This window comes from Cytobacillus sp. MT66 (genome assembly GCF_058792595.1).
The window spans coordinates 352766-371974 of sequence record NZ_JBXAFB010000002.1 but is presented as its reverse complement, the minus strand read 5'-3'; the positions used below and the strand labels follow the sequence as shown (position 1 = coordinate 371974).

General features: G+C 40.3%; 19 protein-coding genes and 1 riboswitch. Of the genes, 5 read left to right on the top strand and 14 right to left on the bottom strand.

The genetic code is table 11. From position 1 onward, the window contains the following. Positions 1-88: 88 nt before the first annotated feature. From AC1Q59_RS05165 to ku, 5 genes are all read right to left on the bottom strand, one after another. Complete coding sequence (locus AC1Q59_RS05165) at positions 89-1750, bottom strand: glycerol-3-phosphate dehydrogenase/oxidase (RefSeq protein WP_492364726.1); 1662 nt, start codon at positions 1748-1750, stop codon at positions 89-91. A gap of 203 nt (positions 1751-1953) precedes the next feature. Further along, entirely contained in the window at positions 1954-3444 is a 1491-nt protein-coding gene (gene glpK / locus AC1Q59_RS05160) for a glycerol kinase GlpK (RefSeq protein ID WP_492364725.1), read from the bottom strand. A gap of 33 nt (positions 3445-3477) precedes the next feature. After that, positions 3478-4305 carry an MIP/aquaporin family protein gene (locus AC1Q59_RS05155; RefSeq protein ID WP_492364724.1) on the bottom strand — a complete coding sequence of 276 codons (828 nt, stop codon included), beginning with the start codon at positions 4303-4305 and terminating at the stop codon, positions 3478-3480. 188 nt (positions 4306-4493) lie between these two features. Further along, entirely contained in the window at positions 4494-5045 is a 552-nt protein-coding gene (locus tag AC1Q59_RS05150) for a glycerol-3-phosphate responsive antiterminator (protein WP_492364723.1), read from the bottom strand. A gap of 3 nt (positions 5046-5048) precedes the next feature. Next, positions 5049-5900, bottom strand: a complete 852-nt coding sequence (ku, locus tag AC1Q59_RS05145; protein WP_492364722.1) for a non-homologous end joining protein Ku — start codon at positions 5898-5900, stop codon at positions 5049-5051. A 142-nt stretch (positions 5901-6042) separates the two neighbouring features. On the opposite strand from ku, the gene AC1Q59_RS05140 reads away from it, so the two are divergent. Continuing rightward, positions 6043-7872, top strand: a complete 1830-nt coding sequence (locus tag AC1Q59_RS05140) for a DNA ligase D (protein ID WP_492364721.1) — start codon at positions 6043-6045, stop codon at positions 7870-7872. A gap of 34 nt (positions 7873-7906) precedes the next feature. Here the strand turns inward: AC1Q59_RS05140 and AC1Q59_RS05135 are convergent, their stop codons facing one another. The 8 genes from AC1Q59_RS05135 to AC1Q59_RS05100 form a co-directional block, all read right to left on the bottom strand. After that, positions 7907-9169, bottom strand: a complete 1263-nt coding sequence (locus AC1Q59_RS05135) for an EAL and HDOD domain-containing protein (protein ID WP_492364720.1) — start codon at positions 9167-9169, stop codon at positions 7907-7909. A 150-nt stretch (positions 9170-9319) separates the two neighbouring features. Continuing rightward, a complete protein-coding gene (gene ribH / locus AC1Q59_RS05130) occupies positions 9320-9790 on the bottom strand; it encodes a 6,7-dimethyl-8-ribityllumazine synthase (RefSeq protein ID WP_492364719.1) in 471 nt (156 codons plus the stop codon). A 13-nt stretch (positions 9791-9803) separates the two neighbouring features. Beyond that, entirely contained in the window at positions 9804-10997 is a 1194-nt protein-coding gene (locus AC1Q59_RS05125) for a bifunctional 3,4-dihydroxy-2-butanone-4-phosphate synthase/GTP cyclohydrolase II (protein WP_492364718.1), read from the bottom strand. A gap of 43 nt (positions 10998-11040) precedes the next feature. Further along, positions 11041-11694 (bottom strand): riboflavin synthase, encoded by a 654-nt coding sequence (gene ribE / locus AC1Q59_RS05120; protein WP_492364717.1) that lies wholly within the window; start codon positions 11692-11694, stop codon positions 11041-11043. Continuing rightward, complete coding sequence (gene ribD, locus AC1Q59_RS05115) at positions 11675-12784, bottom strand: bifunctional diaminohydroxyphosphoribosylaminopyrimidine deaminase/5-amino-6-(5-phosphoribosylamino)uracil reductase RibD (protein WP_492364716.1); 1110 nt, start codon at positions 12782-12784, stop codon at positions 11675-11677. The genes ribE and ribD overlap by 20 nt, the downstream gene beginning before the upstream one ends. Before the next feature lie 133 nt (positions 12785-12917). Continuing rightward, positions 12918-13067, bottom strand: a riboswitch (FMN riboswitch). A gap of 133 nt (positions 13068-13200) precedes the next feature. Continuing rightward, positions 13201-13764 (bottom strand): TlpA family protein disulfide reductase, encoded by a 564-nt coding sequence (locus AC1Q59_RS05110; protein ID WP_492364715.1) that lies wholly within the window; start codon positions 13762-13764, stop codon positions 13201-13203. Between the two features lie 103 nt (positions 13765-13867). Beyond that, positions 13868-14647: a hypothetical protein gene (locus tag AC1Q59_RS05105; RefSeq protein WP_492364714.1), complete on the bottom strand. Its 780-nt coding sequence runs from the start codon at positions 14645-14647 to the stop codon at positions 13868-13870. 153 nt (positions 14648-14800) lie between these two features. After that, complete coding sequence (locus AC1Q59_RS05100; RefSeq protein WP_492364713.1) at positions 14801-15124, bottom strand: DUF4870 domain-containing protein; 324 nt, start codon at positions 15122-15124, stop codon at positions 14801-14803. Between the two features lie 232 nt (positions 15125-15356). Between AC1Q59_RS05100 and AC1Q59_RS05095 the strand changes: the two genes are divergently transcribed. From AC1Q59_RS05095 to AC1Q59_RS05080, 4 genes are all read left to right on the top strand, one after another. Beyond that, positions 15357-16136 carry an undecaprenyl-diphosphate phosphatase gene (locus AC1Q59_RS05095; protein ID WP_492364712.1) on the top strand — a complete coding sequence of 260 codons (780 nt, stop codon included), beginning with the start codon at positions 15357-15359 and terminating at the stop codon, positions 16134-16136. Between the two features lie 18 nt (positions 16137-16154). Continuing rightward, positions 16155-16739, top strand: a complete 585-nt coding sequence (uptA, locus tag AC1Q59_RS05090) for an undecaprenyl phosphate transporter UptA (protein WP_492364711.1) — start codon at positions 16155-16157, stop codon at positions 16737-16739. A gap of 299 nt (positions 16740-17038) precedes the next feature. After that, positions 17039-18160, top strand: a complete 1122-nt coding sequence (locus AC1Q59_RS05085; protein ID WP_492364710.1) for an amidohydrolase — start codon at positions 17039-17041, stop codon at positions 18158-18160. A 288-nt stretch (positions 18161-18448) separates the two neighbouring features. Beyond that, complete coding sequence (locus AC1Q59_RS05080; RefSeq protein WP_492364709.1) at positions 18449-19009, top strand: GNAT family N-acetyltransferase; 561 nt, start codon at positions 18449-18451, stop codon at positions 19007-19009. 47 nt (positions 19010-19056) lie between these two features. Here the strand turns inward: AC1Q59_RS05080 and AC1Q59_RS05075 are convergent, their stop codons facing one another. Further along, the gene (locus AC1Q59_RS05075) at positions 19057-19203 is read right to left on the bottom strand and encodes a DUF2639 domain-containing protein (RefSeq protein WP_492364708.1); all 147 of its coding nucleotides are present in this window, start codon (positions 19201-19203) and stop codon (positions 19057-19059) included. Positions 19204-19209: the final 6 nt, after the last annotated feature.

Here is a 19209-nt window from a genome sequence, read left to right as displayed (position 1 = left end):
TTATAGCATAGAAGAATAATAATAGAAGATTTTACCTAAAAAAAAATTTCCGTCCAATACTTAAAGGCGGAAATTTTCGTTAAAAAACCTATTTAGCGTCAGCTGGAACTGTTGCGAAATGAAGTTCTGTTTCCAGTTGCTCTGTCCATTTTTTCGTATCTTCCTGAGTCCAGCTGAAATATTCTGCCATATAGCTGATAACTGGGTTTTGATATTTTTTTACCGTGTCAATATCAAATAATAATGCTCCAGTCCGGCGAATAAAAAAGTCTGCAGGAGATGCAATCATCTCATATTCCAGCGCATATTTTAATTTTGCCCATAGTGTTTTTGGCAACCCATACTTTTCAGCTTCGCTGCCGCTTTGTTCAATGAGGCTATGAATTTGCTCAATATTGGAACCATACATGGAAGCAAGATGCTTTCCTTCGTCTTTGGTTAATCCAAGTGCCATTCCCTTTTCTGCCATTGCATCAACAAATGCTGGAAACTTAGCTGAACCGCCAACTTCACCCCCGGAAATCGGCATTTTTTTCGTTGTACAGCCAGAAAAGACTTTATAGCCTTCCTCTTTAAATTTCTGGACAACTAGGTCCACAATGGTTTCAGCCATTTTGCGATAACCCGTTAATTTACCGCCAGCAATGGTAAGGAGACCTGATTCTGATTCCCATATTTCGTCTTTGCGGGAGATTTCAGATGGATCTTTTCCCTCTTCCCAAATAAGCGGGCGCACGCCAGCCCAGCTGGATTCGATATCTTTTTCAGTAATTTTGACATCTGGGAACATATAATTAATAGCTTTGATGATGTAATCCCGGTCTGCAATCGTCATTCTTGGACTCACAGGATTGTCATTATAAAAAGTATCTGTTGTACCGACATAGGCTTTGCCCGCTCTAGGAATGGCAAACACCATGCGTCCGTCAGGTGTATCAAAATACACTGCTTGTTTCAGCGGGAATCTAGACTGGTCAATGACAACGTGTACGCCTTTTGTCATTTGCAATGTTTTGCCTTTTTTCGAGCCATCCTTTTCACGAATCGTGTCAACCCACGGTCCTGAAGCATTGACAACCTTCGCAGCCTTGATTTCGTATTTCTCTCCTGTTATTTGATCGGAGACTTGGACGCCTGTAACTTTTCCATTTTCATAAATAAGATCTTCTACTTTTGTATAATTAATCGGTGCAGCCCCTCTTGTTGCTGCTTCCTTCATCACTTCAATAGTCAAGCGTGCATCATCTGTCCGATATTCCACATAATAACCGCCGCCTTTTAACCCTTCTTTTTTAACAAGCGGAGCTTTATGAATCGTTTCTTGGACATTAAGCATTCTTCTGTGCTCAGATCTTTTTACTCCCGCTAAAAAGTCATACACTCTAAGGCCGATTGAAGTCGAAAATTTACCGAATGTTCCTCCTTTATGCATAGGAAGAAGCATCCACTCAGGTGTTGTTACGTGTGGACCATTTTCATAGACAATCGCACGCTCTTTACCTACCTCCGCAACCATGCCTACTTCAAACTGCTTTAAATAGCGCAAGCCGCCATGAACAAGTTTGGTTGAACGGCTGGAAGTACCAGCAGCGAAGTCCTGCATTTCAACTAAAGCAGTTTTCACACCTCTTGATGTTGCATCTAACACAATGCCGGCACCAGTGATCCCTCCGCCAATAACAATAAGGTCAAAAGTATCATTTTTCAATGTATGGATTATATCATTGCGGTTTTTATTAGAAAAGTTCACGTTCGAGTCCTCCTAGATATAGGTCATCTTATTATGGTATTCCCAAAGCCGGCAGGAAGTAACAACAGCCAAAAAAAGAAGAGACCACAAAATACATTACTGTAAACTCAGTAATGATTTTGTGGTCTCTCAGATTCTCCTGCCGAACTATTAACTTATCTTTAGTATATCACAGTTGTCTCTTTAGGCAAAGAAGAAAGTTTTTATTTGAATGCCATGGCAGCGCGGACAGCTGTCTTCCAGCCTGAATATAGGCGCTCTCTTGTTTCTTCATTCATTGTTGGTGCAAACGATTGATCAATTGCCCATTGTTTGGAGATTTCCTCCGTACTGTTCCAAAAGCCGACAGCAAGTCCGGCGAGATAAGCAGCACCAAGGGCTGTTGTTTCATTGATCCTTGGACGTTCCACAGGGACATTTAAAAGATCTGACTGAAACTCCATAAGAAAATTATTTTTCACTGCTCCACCATCGACACGAAGTGTTTTTAGCTGGATGCCGGAATCTGCCTCCATGGAAGATAAAACATCCTTGGTTTGATAGGCAAGTGACTCCAGGGTCGCACGGATAAAATGTTCTTTTGTTGTTCCTCTTGTTAATCCGAACACAGCGCCGCGAACATCGCTGTCCCAATATGGCGTTCCCAAACCGACAAAGGCAGGAACAACATATACTCCGTCAGTTGAAGGAACCTTTGCTGCATAATCTTCGGATTCTTTAGCATCTTGGATAAGTCCAAGTCCATCTCGCAGCCATTGAATGGCTGAGCCTGCTACAAAAATACTTCCTTCTAGTGCATATTCCACCTTGCCGTTTATTCCCCAAGCAAGTGTGGTTAATAAGCCATGCTCGGACTTAACCGCTTTTTCGCCAGTATTCATCAGCATAAAACAGCCAGTTCCATACGTATTTTTCGCCATTCCTTTTTCAAAGCATGCCTGTCCGAACAGAGCAGCCTGCTGATCCCCGGCAGCACCTGCAATAGGAACCTCTTTGCCAAAGAAATGGTAGTCAACTGTCTGGCCATATATTTCTGATGATGGTCTAACCTCGGGAAGCATGGATGCAGGTATTTCTAATATTTCAAGCAGTTCTTCATCCCATTTTAATTCATGAATGTTATACATAAGAGTGCGGGATGCATTAGAATAATCCGTAACATGCGCTTGGCCGCCTGAAAGCTTCCAAATAAGCCATGTGTCAATTGTTCCGAAAAGAAGTTTTCCTTGTTCAGCTTTTTCACGCGCACCGTCTACATGATCTAATATCCATTTGATTTTGGTACCTGAAAAATAAGCATCTATTAAAAGACCCGTTTTTTCCCTGAATAGGTCGTTATAGCCTTTTTCTTTTAATTCTTCACAAATGCCGCTAGTTTGTCTTGATTGCCAAACGATTGCATTGTATACAGGTATGCCTGTCTCTTTATCCCAGACAACTGTTGTTTCCCGCTGATTGGTAATCCCGATTCCTGCAATTTGCTCTGGTTTAACGTCGGATTCAGACAGAACACCAGCAATGACCGCTAAAATAGAACCCCAGATTTCACTGGCATTATGTTCTACCCAGCCTGGCTTTGGAAAAATCTGAGTGAACTCCTTTTGAGCAATATGAACAATTTCCCCTTTTTGATTAACAAGCAAGGCTCTGGAGCTTGTTGTCCCTTGATCCAATGATAAAATGTATTTTTCCATTTCCATTTCCCCCATTCCTGTCGCACCAAAAGGTTATGCAGTAATTTCTGATGAAGATTGACCGTTAACCGGATGCTTTCTGCCTAAGATAAATACAAGAATTAATACTACTATATTAGCAATTAAAACCCCTAATAACATTTCTGACATATTGCCTTTATAAAAAGCCTGGTAAAATACAGCTCCTAAAGAACCTCCCATAACCGGTCCAAGCACAGGAATCCACGCATAACCCCAATTTGATTTACCTTTTCCATAGATCGGCAAGACAAAATGAGCTATGCGCGGGCCTAAATCACGGGCAGGATTAATGGCATATCCAGTTGTTCCCCCAAGAGACATCCCAATAACAACTATTAATAAACCGACTGCAATTGGGTTCAAACCTTCTGTAAATTTATTAGCACCTATAAATAATAATCCCAAAACTAAAATAAAAGTTCCAATGACTTCACTAAGCAAATTCGAAAAAGTATGGCGAATCGCTGGACCTGTTGCAAAGACACCTAATTTTGCTCCAGGATCATCGGTAACCTTCCAATGTGGAAGATAATGCAGATAGACAAGGACCCCGCCAAGAAATCCGCCAATTACTTGAGCAATAATATAGCCTGGAACATCAGCCCAAGGAAAATCTCCATTAATAGCAAGAGCGATGGTTACAGCCGGGTTCAGATGTGCACCGCTTATGGAACCAACAGCGAATACCCCCATTGTGACGGCTAAGCCCCATGCAATTGTAATGACAATCCAGCCTCCATTAAAGGAAAAGGTTTTTTTAAGATTGGCGCCTGCAACAACCCCTCCGCCAAACAAAATCAAAATCATTGTACCAATAAGTTCCCCCATAAATGCAGTCATATTAAATTCTCCCTCCCAGATGAATTAAAGCATCAAAAGAAAAAAAAGGAGAACACAACAGTATAAACGCAAATGGTTTAAACGTGTGTTCTCCTTATCTCCGACACAAATATTAACTTGTATTAGAAGTATACAAGGCATTGAAAACGCTGTCAACAACTTGTTATGATTTTGCAGAAAAATTTATGTTATTTTTGAGAATAGTCATCCCATAGGTCTGTTTTTGAAGTTGTAATTGCTGTCGCCCCTGCGTTCAATGCATTCTCTACTTCTTCCCGCGTTCGAATAAGTCCCCCTGCAAAAATGGGTGTCTCTACTCTGGAAAAAACTTCTTTTATCATCCACGGCATGGCGCCTGGCAAGACTTCTATATAATCGGGTTTGGTTTTCTTTATCAATGAATAGCTCTTTTCAAGTGCATGGGTGTCAAGCAGGAAGATCCGCTGAACAGCAATGACCCCTTTTTGCTTTGCTTTTAGGATCACACTTGATTTAGTAGATATGAGACCAAATGGCTTATATTCCTGACAAATATATTCGGTTGCATATTCATCATTTTTAATGCCATGAATCAGGTCTACATGATAAATCATTTTTTTATTATGCGCTTTGGCCATTTGGCTAATATTTTTTAATTGGGCAATATGCATATCAAGATAAACCCCTATTTGAAAGGGGCTTTTTAAAAATTGCTCAAACTCTTTCATCGAGGTTGAGGCGGGCAATATTTTTTGTTCCATCTATTACGCTTCCTTCTTCGCCTTCGTGATTGTTCGCTTCTTTTTAGCTGCAGGCTTTTTCACTGCTTCCTTTTCTTTCTCAGGCTTTGTCTTATCAATTGATGCCTGAAGAGCTGCCATAAGATCTGTCACATTTGCTGTTGGTTCTTTATCAACCGGTGTAACCACTTCTTTGCCTGTCCGCTTCGACTCAATTAAATCCATTAATGCCGTCCGATATTCATCCGTGTATTTTTCAGGCTCAAATTTGGCTGTTAATTGATCGATTAATAATATTGCGGTATCAATTTCCTTTTTTGTCACCTTATCTTCAGAGGGTACATTGGGAACATCCTCTGCTTTGCGGACCTCATCAGGGTAATGAATCGTTTCCATGACCAGCGTGTTGTCATACACGCGAATCACCGCAAGCTGTTCTTTGGATCGAATGATAATTTTCGCAATACCCACTTTTTCCGATTCCGTTAAAGCTTTTCTCAGTAAGGAATAAGCCTTTCCTCCTCCATCTCCGGGTGACATATAATAGGTGCGGTCGTAATAAATGGGATCAATATCTGTCATCTCCACAAAATCCATAATCTCAACCGCTTTGTCTTCATTTTCCTTTTTCAGCTTTTCTAAATCATCATCCTCTAGAACCACAAACTTCCCTTTTGTATATTCATATGCCTTTACCAAGTCATCATTTTGCACTTCCACTTCGCAGACAGGACACTTTTTTTCATATTTAATTGGCGAATGACACTTTTTATGAAGAGTCCGCAGCTTAATGTCCTTATCTTCAGTTGCTGTATGGAGCTTTATCGGTATATTAACAAGTCCGAAGCTAATGCTTCCTTTCCACATCGTATGCATAAGAAGACTCCATTCTTTTTTACCTTTAATTTGCGTGAAACAATGACAGACATACGTAAAAACTTTTGCCAGAAGAGTACAGTTTCAAGTTTGTGGCAATATAAACGTAAACATTGTTCGGCACGGAATGGAGGGCTAGAGTATGAAGCCTATGCTGCCAAGTCTAACGTTTGATATACCAATCGGTCAAGACTGGGTGTACGAAGTGAAATATGATGGGTTTAGAGCATTTCTTCATTGGGATAATGCAGGGATTTTGCTGACAAGCAGAAATGGGAAACCTCTGCTTCCACAATTTCCAGAAATTGAAGCCTTCTTATTGGAAAATAAAACACTATTTGAAAAGTTTCTTCCTCTGACATTAGATGGCGAGTTAGTTTTTTTGGAAAATGAATATAAGGCCAATTTTAGTTCCATTCAAGTTAGAGGAAGGATGCGTTCAGAAAAAAAGGTCCTAGAAAAAGCTAAAACTTCCCCATGCAGGCTGCTCATTTTTGATGTCCTTTCAATGAAAGGCAGCTCTCTATACGGAGAGCCCTATGAACATAGAAAGAAGATCCTTCATGAGTTTTTTCAAACATGCTCCCTTCCTGTAAAGCCTGATGAAAAAAGCAAAAAGCTGTTGCAATTGATTCCTCCGTATAAAAAATTTAATGAAATCTGGGAAAAGGTAACCTTATATGATGGGGAAGGCGTTGTAGCCAAACAATTAGGAAATAAGTGGGAGGAAGGAAAACGAACAACTGCCTGGCTAAAATACAAGAACTGGAAGTACGTAAGCTGCTTCATCACTGCTTATGAAAAAACAAATGGGTATTTCTATGCTGGTGTGTTTGATCAGGGGGAGATTATTCCAATTGGGCAATTCCTTTTTGGTTTAAAGCCTGAAGAAAAATCCGCCCTTTTTCAAATAGTGAAGGAAAATCATTCGTCAGAGGATAGCCAGTTTTATTTTGTGAATCCAGCCATTTGCGTTGAGGTTAAATACTTGGATTTATACGAAAAACAAATGAGAGAACCGCATTTTCATCAATTCAGGTTCGACCTTAACCCCCAGGACTGTACCATTGATCAATTCGTGCAGCAGCAGAAAAATCTTCCTGAGGATTTGGAAATTACCCATCCTGAAAAACCGCTTTGGAAGGAACCAGCCGTACAGAAGATTGATTATATCCATTATCTGCGGGATATTTCTCCCTATATGCTGCCCTTTTTGAAAAACCGGCTATTGACCGTCATTCGCTACCCTCATGGAATTTTTGGCGAGCCTTTTTACCAAAAAAACTGCCCTGACTATGCGCCAGAATTTATTGAAACAGCAATGTCGGAAGGGATTAATTATATTGTCTGCAATGATTTAAAAACCTTAATGTGGCTGGGGAACCAGCTCGCCTTTGAATTTCATATTCCTTTTCAAACAATAAAAAGCAAAGGTCCTAGCGAAATTGTTTTCGATCTTGATCCGCCCTCAAGAAAGGAATTTAGCATGGCAGTTAAAGCCGCCCTCTATATTAAAGAGGTCCTGGACCAGCTGAAACTAATCGGATTTATCAAAACATCTGGAAATAAGGGGCTGCAAATTTATATCCCTCTTCCGGAAAATATGTATTCATACGATGATACTAGGCTGTTTACATCCTTTATTGCTGACTATCTCGTGTCAAAGGAGCCTGATTTATTTACAACAGAAAGGCTTAAGAGAAATCGAGGCGGAAGACTTTATGTTGACTATATTCAGCATGCAGAAGGCAAAACGATTATCTGTCCATATTCCCCCCGCGGAACAGAAGAAGCAACCATCGCTGCACCAATTTTCTGGGAGGAAGTGAACGACAGTCTAACTCCGACAAACTTTCAGCTGCCTCAGCTCATGAAACGAATCAGCACTCAGGGGGATCCGTTTCAATCCTACTTTGAAACAAAGGAAAAACAAAACTTTGACCCGATCCTTTCCTTTTTGAAAAACACCTAGGAAGCGTATTAATATACTCCCGCTTCCTAGGTGTTTAAGAAAATAGGGCATTGCTTTCCTCTTTCCCATCTGTAATTAGAGAATGCGACCAATTTAATGACTCTGCATATACTTTAAATAGTTCTCTTTCATCAATATTCAGCTCATGGCATTTGCAGCTGATCTTCGTCCATTCTGCTTTTTCCACAGCGAGCACTAAGCACAATACCTCTTTTAGAGAATTTTCTTTTCCGTTCAGCGCATCACATATTTCTTCATCAAGCGGCAGATCAAGCAGCACGGTTTCCATCGGCATTCCTAAAATGGAGTCCATTAATGACAGCATCCCCGTCATAAAATAGCTTGGAGATGGGTTCGCCTGTGAACGGATGCGCTGAATTTCCTCGCACATTCTTGCTCTTGTTAAGCTATTTCTGATCATTTCTTCCGAGCTTTCTTTCTTCTTAACTCTTGACTCTCTAACAGCTAGAATATAAATCCACTTTTTCAGCTCTCTCAGGCCTAGAAGAACAATCGCCTGTTTAATAGAATTAATTTTTTGCTTTGGCCGATAGGCAGGTGAATTGATTAGTTTTAGCAGTTTATAGGATAATGAAACATCTCTTTCTATTAATTGTGTAATGATATCAATATTTGGATCTTCAGCGGCTAACTGCTGAATAATTTCGTAATATGAATGAAAATACACAGGCACTTCACGTGAAGACATAATCATTGGCTTTGAAAAGAAAAACCCCTGAAAAAAATGATACCCTCTTTTTAAAGCATCTTCAAAATCAACTCTTGTTTCAACTTTTTCAGCAAGCATTTTCAATCCTAGCTTTTTGATAACAGTTTCAATCTTACCCCTAATTGAAACTGGAGTGTTTAAAAAATCTATTTTTACAATATCAGCAAGTTTGAGCAGGTCATAAAAGTACGGATTCTTCTCCCGAAATATGATGTCATCAAGCGCAATTTTATACCCTTTACTCTTTAACTCCCGGCATATTTGGATTAATTCCTGATCCGGCTCAATCGTTTCAAGAATTTCGACAACAATCTCACTGGGATGAAAGTAAGTGGGAAGTCCTGTCTTCAGCAAATTTTCAGTAAAATTAATAAAACACGGCCTTCCATTAGCAAGCTTTTCAATCCCAATATTCATGAAACTATTGATAATAAGTTCAGTCGTCGCCAGGTCCCCATCCACATTCGCAAATTTGTTCACAGCTTGATCACTGCGGTAAAGAAGCTCATAGCCGATGACTTCTTCTCTAACATTAAAAATTGGCTGCCTCGCAACAAAAACTTCCATTTTTATTTACCCTCCGACAATATGCAGCATATATACATCCATATACCCATTATAAACGAAATTTTTTAAAAAGATGTCGAAATTTGTAAATATTCTAATACTTTAACACAAAGAATGGGGACAGCGATTCTATGCTGTCCCCATTTCATTTTACGCTTCAAACTGCTTATATAAATTACCCATTTCAATGGCTGTTGCAGCAGCTTCCCAGCCTTTATTTCCTGCTTTTGTTCCAGCACGTTCAATAGCCTGTTCGATCGTATCTGTCGTTAATATGCCAAAAATGACCGGTATCCCAGCTTGCATGGAAGTGGAAGCTACCCCCTTTGCTGCTTCACTGCTGACATATTCAAAATGCGGAGTGGCACCGCGAATGACTGCACCTAAAGTAATGACCGCATCATATTCCTTTGTTTCTGCTAACTTCTTTGCAGCAAGCGGAACCTCAAATACGCCTGGCACCCATGCAATAGTGATGTCATCTTCGCTTACACCGTGTCTTCTGAGAGCATCTTCTGCACCTGATAATAATTTCCCTGTAATAAATTCATTAAAACGGGATACAACAATTCCTACTTTTAATCCTGTACCAACTAAATGTCCTTCCAATACTCTTTTCATCAATAATCTCCCCTTAAAATGTTAATAAATGTCCCATTTTTTCTTTCTTCGTTTTAAGATAAAACTCGTTTTCCTCTAGTGGAGGCATTTGCAATGGAACACGTTCGATAAGCTCTAAGCCAAACCCGCCAAGACCAGCGATTTTACGCGGATTATTTGTTAACAGCCGCATTTTTTTTACACCTAAATCACGAAGAATCTGTGCACCAACGCCATAATCGCGCAGGTCATCAGCAAAGCCCAGCTTGTGATTAGCCTCAACGGTATCATAGCCTTCTTCTTGAAGCTTGTATGCCTTCATTTTATTTATTAGGCCGATGCCTCTGCCTTCCTGTCTCATATACAAAAGGATACCTTTGCCTTCTTTCTCAATTTGCGCAAGCGCTGCAGCCAGCTGGGGACCGCAATCACAGCGATGGGAATGGAAAACATCACCTGTCAGACACTCAGAATGAACGCGAAGCAAAACCGGTTCATCCTCAGTAATTTCACCTTTAACTAAAGCAATGTGCTCTTTGCCATCAATGGAATTTGTATACCCAACCGCTCGGAATAAACCAAAATCAGTCGGCAGCTGTATATCCGCTTCCCTTTTCACAAGGGAGTCATGATCTAAGCGATATTCAATCAGCTGCTGAACCGTAATCATTTTCAAATTGAACTTTTTCGCGATTACCTCAAGATCTTTCACTCGGGCCATCGTTCCATCATCTTTCATGATTTCACAAATGACACCAGCAGGCTTTGCACCGGCAAGTCTGGCTAAGTCTACAGCAGCCTCTGTGTGACCGGCCCTTCTTAATACACCGCCTTTTTTGGCAATCAGCGGAAAAATGTGCCCAGGACGGTTGAAGTCGCTGGCTGCTGCGTCATCAGCAATCATTTTTTCTATTGTTAATGCCCGCTCAAATGCACTAATTCCAGTAGTGGTTTCTTTATAATCAATTGATACCGTAAATGCAGTTCCTTTGCTGTCAGTATTATTTTCTACCATTGGAGCAAGATCGAGCTTGTTTGCTAAGCACTCTGTAATTGGAACACAAATAAGTCCCCTGCCCTCTTTTGCCATAAAATTAATTGTTTCGGGTGTGGCATATTCAGCAATGGAAAGGAAATCACCTTCATTTTCCCGATCCTCATCATCACATACAATGATCACTTTGCCTGCCTTCAAATCTTCAATCGCTTCTTCTATTTTACTAAACATTGTATACCCTCCTTATAAGTAAGGCGCCTGGAGCTGGACAATTCTAGATAAACCCGTTGTCCTTTAAAAAACCTTCCGTAATGCCTGATTGACCTTCTTGTTTATATTCTCTTCTATTGACAAAGGAATATAAATATTTGGCCAGCATATCGAACTCGATATTTACTTCGTCACCAATGTTTTTTGATCCGATCACCGTTTCCTTTGCCGTATGCGGAATAATGGAAACAGTAACTGATTGTTCGGTGACGCCGAAAATGGTCAATGATGTTCCATCTATGGCGACAGAACCCTTCATCATTAAAAAATGGCTCATTGTTTCCGGCACTGAAATTTCAAAGTAAATCGCATTTTCACTCGGAGAAATTTTCAGGATTTTTCCTGTTCCATCCACATGTCCAGTGACAAAATGACCGCCAAAACGTCCATTTGCTGACATGGCACGTTCGAGATTTACTTTTGAACGTTCTCTTAATCCGCGCAAAGAGGTGCTTCTATATGTTTCCGGCATGACATCAGCCGTGAATGAATCCTGATGCAGCTGAGTTACTGTCAGACAAACACCATTAACGGCGATGCTGTCGCCCAGCTGGGCATCCGCTAAGATTTTTTCAGCCTGAATTACTAGCTTAATCGTATTCCCTATTTGAGCAGCTTTTTTTACTGTCCCAATTTCCTCAATGATTCCCGTAAACATTCCGCTCCTCCTTTATAGGCTTTGCTACGATTTTTATATCGGGGCCAATTGGCTCGGAAGAAACAAATGTCAGCTTTTTTGCCTGTCTCATCCAATCAATTCCATTTCCTCCGACAACAGAGGGTGCCGATTTTCCGCCAATAATGACCGGAGCCAAGTAAAGAATCATTTGGTTAAAAGCATCATGTTCGATAAAAGAAGAATGGATTTCTGAACCGCCTTCTACCAATAAAGTCATGATATTCTTTTTTCCTAATTCCTTCAAAACCTTATCTATGCTGATTCTTTCCTCAAGAAAAATGATTTCAGCACCACAGTTTGCAATTTCTTCTGCTTTCTTTACATCTGCATCTGATCTTGTAAAAATAATTGTCTTTGCTGACTTGTCTTGTATAACATTAGCATCCATGGGTATTTTTAAATGTGAGTCTAAAATTACTCGAATGGGATTTTTTCCACCTTGGGGCAATCTGGCGGTTAAAAGAGGGTTATCGTGTATAACGGTATTCACGCCGGTTAAAATGGCGTCATGTTCGTTTCTTAGCTGATGTACTTGCAGTCTGGATTCTGGAGAGGTAATCCATTTACTATCGCCTGTTTTGGCTGCTGTCTTTCCATCGAAAGAGGCGGCAGCCTTTAGTGTTACATAAGGGGTGTTTGTCTGAATAAAGTGAAAAAACGGTTCGTTTAGCTCAAGGGCTTCTTTTTCACAAATGCCAACGTCCACTTGTATTCCAGAAGCTTTAAGCATTTCAATTCCTTTGCCGGCAACAAGCGGATTTGGATCCACAGAAGCGATTACCACCCGTTTGATGCCTGAATCTATAATGAGATTAGCACAAGGAGGTGTTTTTCCATAATGGCTGCAAGGCTCAAGTGTAACATATATATCAGCACCCTTCACCCGCTCACCCGCTGCTCTAATAGCATGCACCTCAGCGTGAGGGCCCCCTGCCTTTAAATGAGCACCCATGCCAATAATTTCGCCATTTTTCACCACGACCGCACCTACATTCGGATTAGGGCTTGTCTGCCCTTTCGCTGAACGTGCCAATGTTAACGCCAGCTTCATATAATCGTGATCTAACATATAATTAATTAATACGCTCCTTTTTCAATAATTTCTCCAGTTAATACATAAAACCCCGCACATTTCTGTACGGGGCTCACAAGACATAGCTAAATAAGCATAAAAAAATAATATTTTTTACGCAAAACATATACTGTTCCTTCTCCCATCCAGACTTTCACTGTCGGCTTTGGAATTTCACCAAATCCACCGTTTCAAAAATTGAAATCGGGTCACGGACTAAGAGAGCTAAAAAGCCCTCATCACCGCCGGTCGGGAATTTCACCCAGCCCCGAAGGAATCCTATTCGATTAAATTAAATTTTAACACTATTCCCCTCTGCAGACAAGAGGAGAGTGGGTCAGGTTCAATGTCTCGTTTTTTAATCAAAAAAACGGGACAAGGTGCCTGTCCCCCTGTCCCTTTCCCCCTGTCCCTTAAGGTAATTTTTTTATTTCTGTTTTTAGTTCTTTTTCATCTACTGGGCCGAGGACTACTCTGCGGATTATGCCGTCTGAATCGATAAAGAAGCTTGTTGGGTAACCCATTACTTCATATTGATGGAAGACTTCTCCCTTTTCGTCCATTGGAATTGGGAAAGTTAGCTTGTATTCCTCGATAAATTTATTTACATCTTCCTTCTTTTTTTCTGAGGTTGTCACATTAACCGCTAGGATCGCGAACTCATCTTTATATTTTTTATAAATACTTTCCATATGCGGCATCTCTTTTTTGCATGGCGGACACCAGGAAGCCCAGAAGTTTAATAATACCGGCATGCCCTTGTACTCACTCAAACGAACCTTATCGCCATTTAAATCTGTCAGTTCAAAATCAGGCGCCCTTTTCCCTTCAACGATTCCAATCGGTACCTGCTCAGCGTTTTCGATTTTTTCATATTTATCAGCAAGACCTATCATTCCATTTTCTTTCAGAACGGTCATATCAATAATCGCAAGAATTATCACCAGCACCACTGCGCCGAGAATATATTTCTTCATGTGTGCACCACCAATCACTACTACCCCGTTTCTATCTTTCCTATCATACACTAAAAAGCAGCTTCGGGACAGCGGAACGACTGCATTGTCACATAATCATCAATTAATGATTAGAGTGATGAAAAAGTTTGGCTAATATAGCATAAATCATTAGCTTGTCCTTTGCTTTTACCCCTTCTTCAAAGCTGAGAACAGGCGTGTTAGGATCCTGAATTTGCCCCACACATTCTTTTGGCAGCAAGCCCTTTCTCACTCTTGCATACCCTAAACCTCCAATTGAAAGCTTAATATCAGTAAATAACATAGACCGTTTAACACAAATTCTTCTCCCCTCATGCGAAAAATCATATTCAGCGTGCGTTCGCCGTAAAAGCTTTATTTGCTGTGTGCTCCTATTTCCGGCCAAGGCTATGTTGTTTTTCTGAATGATAATCTTTGCTTTTAATTGACCAGATTCGTCAAACAAACCATAGCTCCGCTCAAATAAAATCCTGTCGATCATATATGGCACAAACCAGCGAATTCTCTGCCAGTTCATATCTCTGATTTCCCCAAGCATTTGGCCTTTTGTATTAAAAATCAGCATCCTTAATGAAGGTGCAGGCAAAAAAGTAATCAGCACCTGATTATGTTTTAACAGATTAGAAAAGTCACAGTCGGACTCCTGCGCTTTTACAGAGCCTCCTACCCGTTTATCATTAATTAAATAAATTTGATAGCAAATAAAACTATAAATTAAAAAAGGCAGACATAATAAAACCATTCGTTCGTCTTGCTTAAGAATCAGCCCATAAATCAAAAGAAAAAATGAAGGAATTAATGACACGAGGCTAGCATTTAAGGAAATGGAGGCTGACTTTCGATAATACTGCTGGATATTCATGGCTAATCTCCTTGCAGGAAACAGCTGGCCGTTCTTCTGTTCCCCAAATTAATAGAGTTACTCCTATTCTATTATTTAGCCTGCCGAAACATGATATTTTTTCTGGAAAAATAAATAGAACCCCGAAAATCGAGGTTCTAAAACTAGTTAAACTTATCGAATCAATCTAAATACAAATGGAATGTGATATTCCTTTCCCTCGTAAGCCTTAATCGCCGCAACAATGGTAAAGACAAATGCAAGTATGCCAACAATCCATGCCGTTACAATTCCGATGAGAACAATCATTAATATGGCGCTAATGATGCCATACACTCCATATGAAATGAGAAAATTAAAATACTCCTTCCCGTGGTGGTCCACAAACGGCGAATCATTCTTCTTAATCAGCCATATGACAAGCGGTCCAATAAATACTGTAAAGAAACTTGAAACATAAATAGCTGCTGCTAACAGTCTTTCATCATTCGATGGCATTTAATTAATTCCTCCATTCCTTTAGGAAACGCAAAAGATCTCCTGTTTCCTTCCGCAGTTAAAAAATGTTTATTATTCCTTTGATATTATTTACGCCCCAAAGGGCAAAATGTTTCATTTATTTTTATTTAATTTCATCCCTGCTAAGTTTGTTGTTCTTGTTTTGGCCAATATGAATACATTTGTTAAAGACAAGCTCCGTATTTTTCAGCAAAAAGGATGATGTGTTTTGATGTCTAAATTGGAAGCTTTTATTCTGGGAATTATCCAAGGTTTGACTGAGTTTCTCCCTATCTCCAGTACAGGTCATTTGTATTTAGGCCGGCATTTATTCGGACTGGATGAAGCTGGATTGTTTCTTGATACGATGCTTCATGTCGGCACATTACTAGCCGTTTTAGTCATTTATAAGCATGAGCTTTGGCAAATCATAAGGAACCCTTTCGGCAAGCTTTCAATGCTTCTTATCCTTGGCACTATCCCTGCAGTAATCGTTGGCTTTCTATTTAAGGATATGTTTGATTCCATTTCGAAATCAGGAATCACGATCGGATGGGAATTCCTCTTGACTGGATTTATTCTGTGGATGGCAGATGGTATTAAAAACGGCAGAAAGAAAATGGAAACCATCACATATGGAGATGCCTTATTTATTGGGACTTTTCAGGCAGCAGCGATCTTTCCTGCAGTCTCAAGATCCGGACTGACGATTGCAGCCGGCCTTTTTAGAAAGCTGGACAGAGAAACAGCTGCCTATTTTTCATTTTTATTATCCATTCCTGCAATAGCCGGGGGAATTGTTCTGCAATTTGGGGAAATGCTGTCAGGGCATGTAGAAGCCATCAGCTTTACAAGCCTATTTATTGCCACATTATCCTCTGCCCTATTTGGCTATATGGCTGTAGTCTGGATGATAAATTTCCTAAAGAAAAAATCACTAAAAATATTTGCTGTATATGTCTGGGTTCTGGGAATATCGATTATCATTCTGCAAATGACTGGTATTTTTTGAGAAAAGGAGCTTATTGAAGTGAAAGAATTCATTCTTTCTATTTTTGACCTATTGTCACAGCTTGGCTATGCCGGAATCGCACTTGGCTTGATGATTGAGGTTATCCCGAGCGAAATAGTCTTGAGCTATGGCGGCTATTTGATCAGCATTGGCAAAATCACCTTTATCGGTGCCCTAATTGCTGGCGTTATTGGCGGTACATTAGCCCAGCTATTCCTTTATTGGATAGGCGTATACGGCGGAAGGCCGTTTCTGGACAAATACGGGAAATTTCTTTTAATTAAGCAATCTCATTTAGACGCCTCGGAAAGATGGTTTCAAAAATATGGTACAGGTGTGATTTTTACGGCAAGATTTGTTCCGGTTATACGCCATGCGATTTCGATTCCAGCGGGAATTGCCAGAATGCCGCTTTCCACTTTTACCACTTATACGGTGGCGGCCATGATTCCGTGGACGGTTCTGTTTTTGCTCCTGGGCATTGAGCTCGGCGACCATTGGCGCGATATAAAAGAATATGCCAAACCGTTTTTAACACCAATTATCCTTATCGCTGCCGGATCAATTATTGTTTATTTCCTTTATAAAAAGAAAAAATCGTAATTTCACCCGCGTGCACAAGCGGGTTTTTTTTTTGGCGGTGTTAGTGTTAAAGTAAAATGTTAATTTTAATCGCTCAGTTGATCTTCGCTGCAGGCGCGTAGACTCTTGGGGGATCAGCGTTGAAGTGAGACCCCGCAGGAGCGTGTGCTCCGAGGAGGCTCGCAAAACACCCCCGGAAAGCGAAGCGCCTGGAGCGGAAATTAACGGTTAAGTTTAAAAGAACGATTTTTCAAAAAATGAATTCTTATTTTTCATTGTCCCTGTTAAAATAGAAAAAAACAAGATGAGTGAGGAAAATCATGCCGAAAATTTTATTAAAAAATGCCCATGTATATCCGATTACCTCTCCGCCATTCCTTGGAGATGTTTTAATTGAAAACGGAGAGATCGCCAAAGCGGCAAAAGATATTAAACCTGAGGCCGAGCATAGGATCATCGACTGCCATAATCATTACTTGCTCCCAGGTTTTATAGATGTCCATACTCATTTGGGGCTGTATGACGAAGGAACGGGCTGGGCTGGAAATGATGCCAATGAAACAGCTGAACGGATGAGTCCGCATGTGCGTGCTATGGATGGCGTCTATCCATTAGATCCTGCCTTTACAGATGCGATAAAATACGGAATTACAACTGTTCATATCATGCCTGGAAGTGCCAATATCATAGGCGGGACGACCTCCGTCATTAAAACATCAGGAAAAAACATCAAAAAAATGCTGATTAAAGAAACGGCTGGTTTAAAAATTGCCCTTGGCGAAAACCCGAAACGAATTCATAGTCTTGGGGATAAAGACTCGATTACAAGGATGGGCATTATGGGAATGCTGCGGGAAGCCTTTTACCATGCAAAAAACTCAGATCAGCCTGATTCACTAAGGATCGTACCAATATTAAAAGCGCTAAATCGGGAAATTCCAGTCAGAATCCATGCACATCGGGCGGATGATATTGTTTCAGCTATCCGCTTCGCTGAGGAATTTAATTTGGATCTGCGGATTGAGCATTGCACAGAAGGACATCTGGTCGCTCAGGAATTAGCAGGCCTCGGATTAAAAGTTTCTGTTGGCCCGACACTGACCAGACGATCCAAAGTTGAATTGAAAAATAAAACATGGAGTACCTATCAGTGCTTAACCGATCATGGTGTCGAGGTTTCGATCACTACAGATCATCCGTATACACCTATTCAATATTTAAACGTATGTGCAGCTATTGCTGTAAGAGAAGGCTTATCGGAACAAAAGGCATTAGAAGGAATTACCCTTCTTCCAGCCAAAAACTTGGGAATACATGACAGACTGGGAAGTATAGAAACAGGCAAAGATGCAGATCTTGTTCTTTGGAGCCACCATCCATTCCATTATCAATCTAAGCCAAAATGGACGATGATTAATGGAGAATTTGTATACCAGCAATGATGTGTAATTTGTTGAAATTTCTTGTAGAAACTTGTTGAAAAAAATACACAAAATACCTATTTCCAACTGAAAAATTTTTTAGTATTATACGAGAGTAACAAATTTTTATAATCAAATAAATGAAAAGCTAGGGAAGGCAAATGGTGCGCCACCAGTGAAAACTGGTTCTAGTGGGTTCGATTCCCACCCCGAAATTTTTTAGCAGTATTCAAAAAATTTCGAGGGTGGACCGTAAGAACTCTATTTGGCATGGAGTGTGGACTGTCCTCAATATTGGAGGGATAACCTATGCTCAAGAAACGTGATTTTCATGAATGCCATGCATTATACGATTTAATGGTGCACCCTGATGTCTTCCCTTTTGTGCGCCAAAAAGCCTATTCTTATGACGAATTCATCTTCACGACAAAACAGACATTGGAGGCAGAGGATCGCGGTGAACTGATTTCACGGACGATTCTTGATGAATGGGGCACTCCAATCGGGACGATTAATTTATATGATATTGAAGACAATGCCGGTTTTTTAGGGACCTGGCTTGGCAAGCCTTACCACGGCAAAGGCTATAACCGAATAGCTAAAGAAGCTTTTTTCCAGGAAGCATTCTATGATTTAGGAATTGAAACGATTTTTATGCGAATCAGAATGCAAAATATCCGTTCTCAAAAAGCCGCCGAAAAGCTGCCTTATGTAGTTTTTGCTAATGAAACCCGAAAAGATGTTTATGAACAGATCAATGCCAATGGCCCGGTCTTTCATTTATATGAGATCCCAAAGGATTTATATACCCTTCATGTTCTTAGAAAGGGACATGAGGAACAGGACAATACCCACTTATTAGAAGCCTAGCAGCTACAAATGCAAAAAAGCTCCCAATTGGGAGCTTTTTTATGTGATCAATTCTTTTCGTATCTTTCAATATATAAGTTTCTGACAATATAAGTTTTGTACAGTTCAAGTTTCCGCAGTTCAATCGGGTGCTTGCGGATGCCTTCTTCCTTTAATTTTTGAATATACCAGCCTTTTGATCCTTTGTAAGCCATGACCAT

Coding starts and splice junctions, on each gene's coding strand:
- AC1Q59_RS05105 (WP_492364714.1), bottom strand. CDS start 14,647: ATGAATATCCAGCAGTATTATCGAAAGTCAGCCTCCATTTCCTTAAAT.
- AC1Q59_RS05155 (WP_492364724.1), bottom strand. CDS start 4,305: ATGACTGCATTTATGGGGGAACTTATTGGTACAATGATTTTGATTTTG.
- AC1Q59_RS05075 (WP_492364708.1), bottom strand. CDS start 19,203: ATGGCTTACAAAGGATCAAAAGGCTGGTATATTCAAAAATTAAAGGAA.
- AC1Q59_RS05125 (WP_492364718.1), bottom strand. CDS start 10,997: ATGTTTAGTAAAATAGAAGAAGCGATTGAAGATTTGAAGGCAGGCAAA.
- AC1Q59_RS05100 (WP_492364713.1), bottom strand. CDS start 15,124: ATGCCATCGAATGATGAAAGACTGTTAGCAGCAGCTATTTATGTTTCA.
- ribD (WP_492364716.1), bottom strand. CDS start 12,784: ATGTTAGATCACGATTATATGAAGCTGGCGTTAACATTGGCACGTTCA.
- ribE (WP_492364717.1), bottom strand. CDS start 11,694: ATGTTTACGGGAATCATTGAGGAAATTGGGACAGTAAAAAAAGCTGCT.
- AC1Q59_RS05140 (WP_492364721.1), top strand. CDS start 6,043: ATGAAGCCTATGCTGCCAAGTCTAACGTTTGATATACCAATCGGTCAA.
- AC1Q59_RS05110 (WP_492364715.1), bottom strand. CDS start 13,764: ATGAAGAAATATATTCTCGGCGCAGTGGTGCTGGTGATAATTCTTGCG.
- AC1Q59_RS05095 (WP_492364712.1), top strand. CDS start 15,357: ATGTCTAAATTGGAAGCTTTTATTCTGGGAATTATCCAAGGTTTGACT.
- AC1Q59_RS05080 (WP_492364709.1), top strand. CDS start 18,449: ATGCTCAAGAAACGTGATTTTCATGAATGCCATGCATTATACGATTTA.
- glpK (WP_492364725.1), bottom strand. CDS start 3,444: ATGGAAAAATACATTTTATCATTGGATCAAGGGACAACAAGCTCCAGA.
- AC1Q59_RS05085 (WP_492364710.1), top strand. CDS start 17,039: ATGCCGAAAATTTTATTAAAAAATGCCCATGTATATCCGATTACCTCT.
- ribH (WP_492364719.1), bottom strand. CDS start 9,790: ATGAAAAGAGTATTGGAAGGACATTTAGTTGGTACAGGATTAAAAGTA.
- ku (WP_492364722.1), bottom strand. CDS start 5,900: ATGCATACGATGTGGAAAGGAAGCATTAGCTTCGGACTTGTTAATATA.
- AC1Q59_RS05150 (WP_492364723.1), bottom strand. CDS start 5,045: ATGGAACAAAAAATATTGCCCGCCTCAACCTCGATGAAAGAGTTTGAG.
- AC1Q59_RS05135 (WP_492364720.1), bottom strand. CDS start 9,169: ATGGAAGTTTTTGTTGCGAGGCAGCCAATTTTTAATGTTAGAGAAGAA.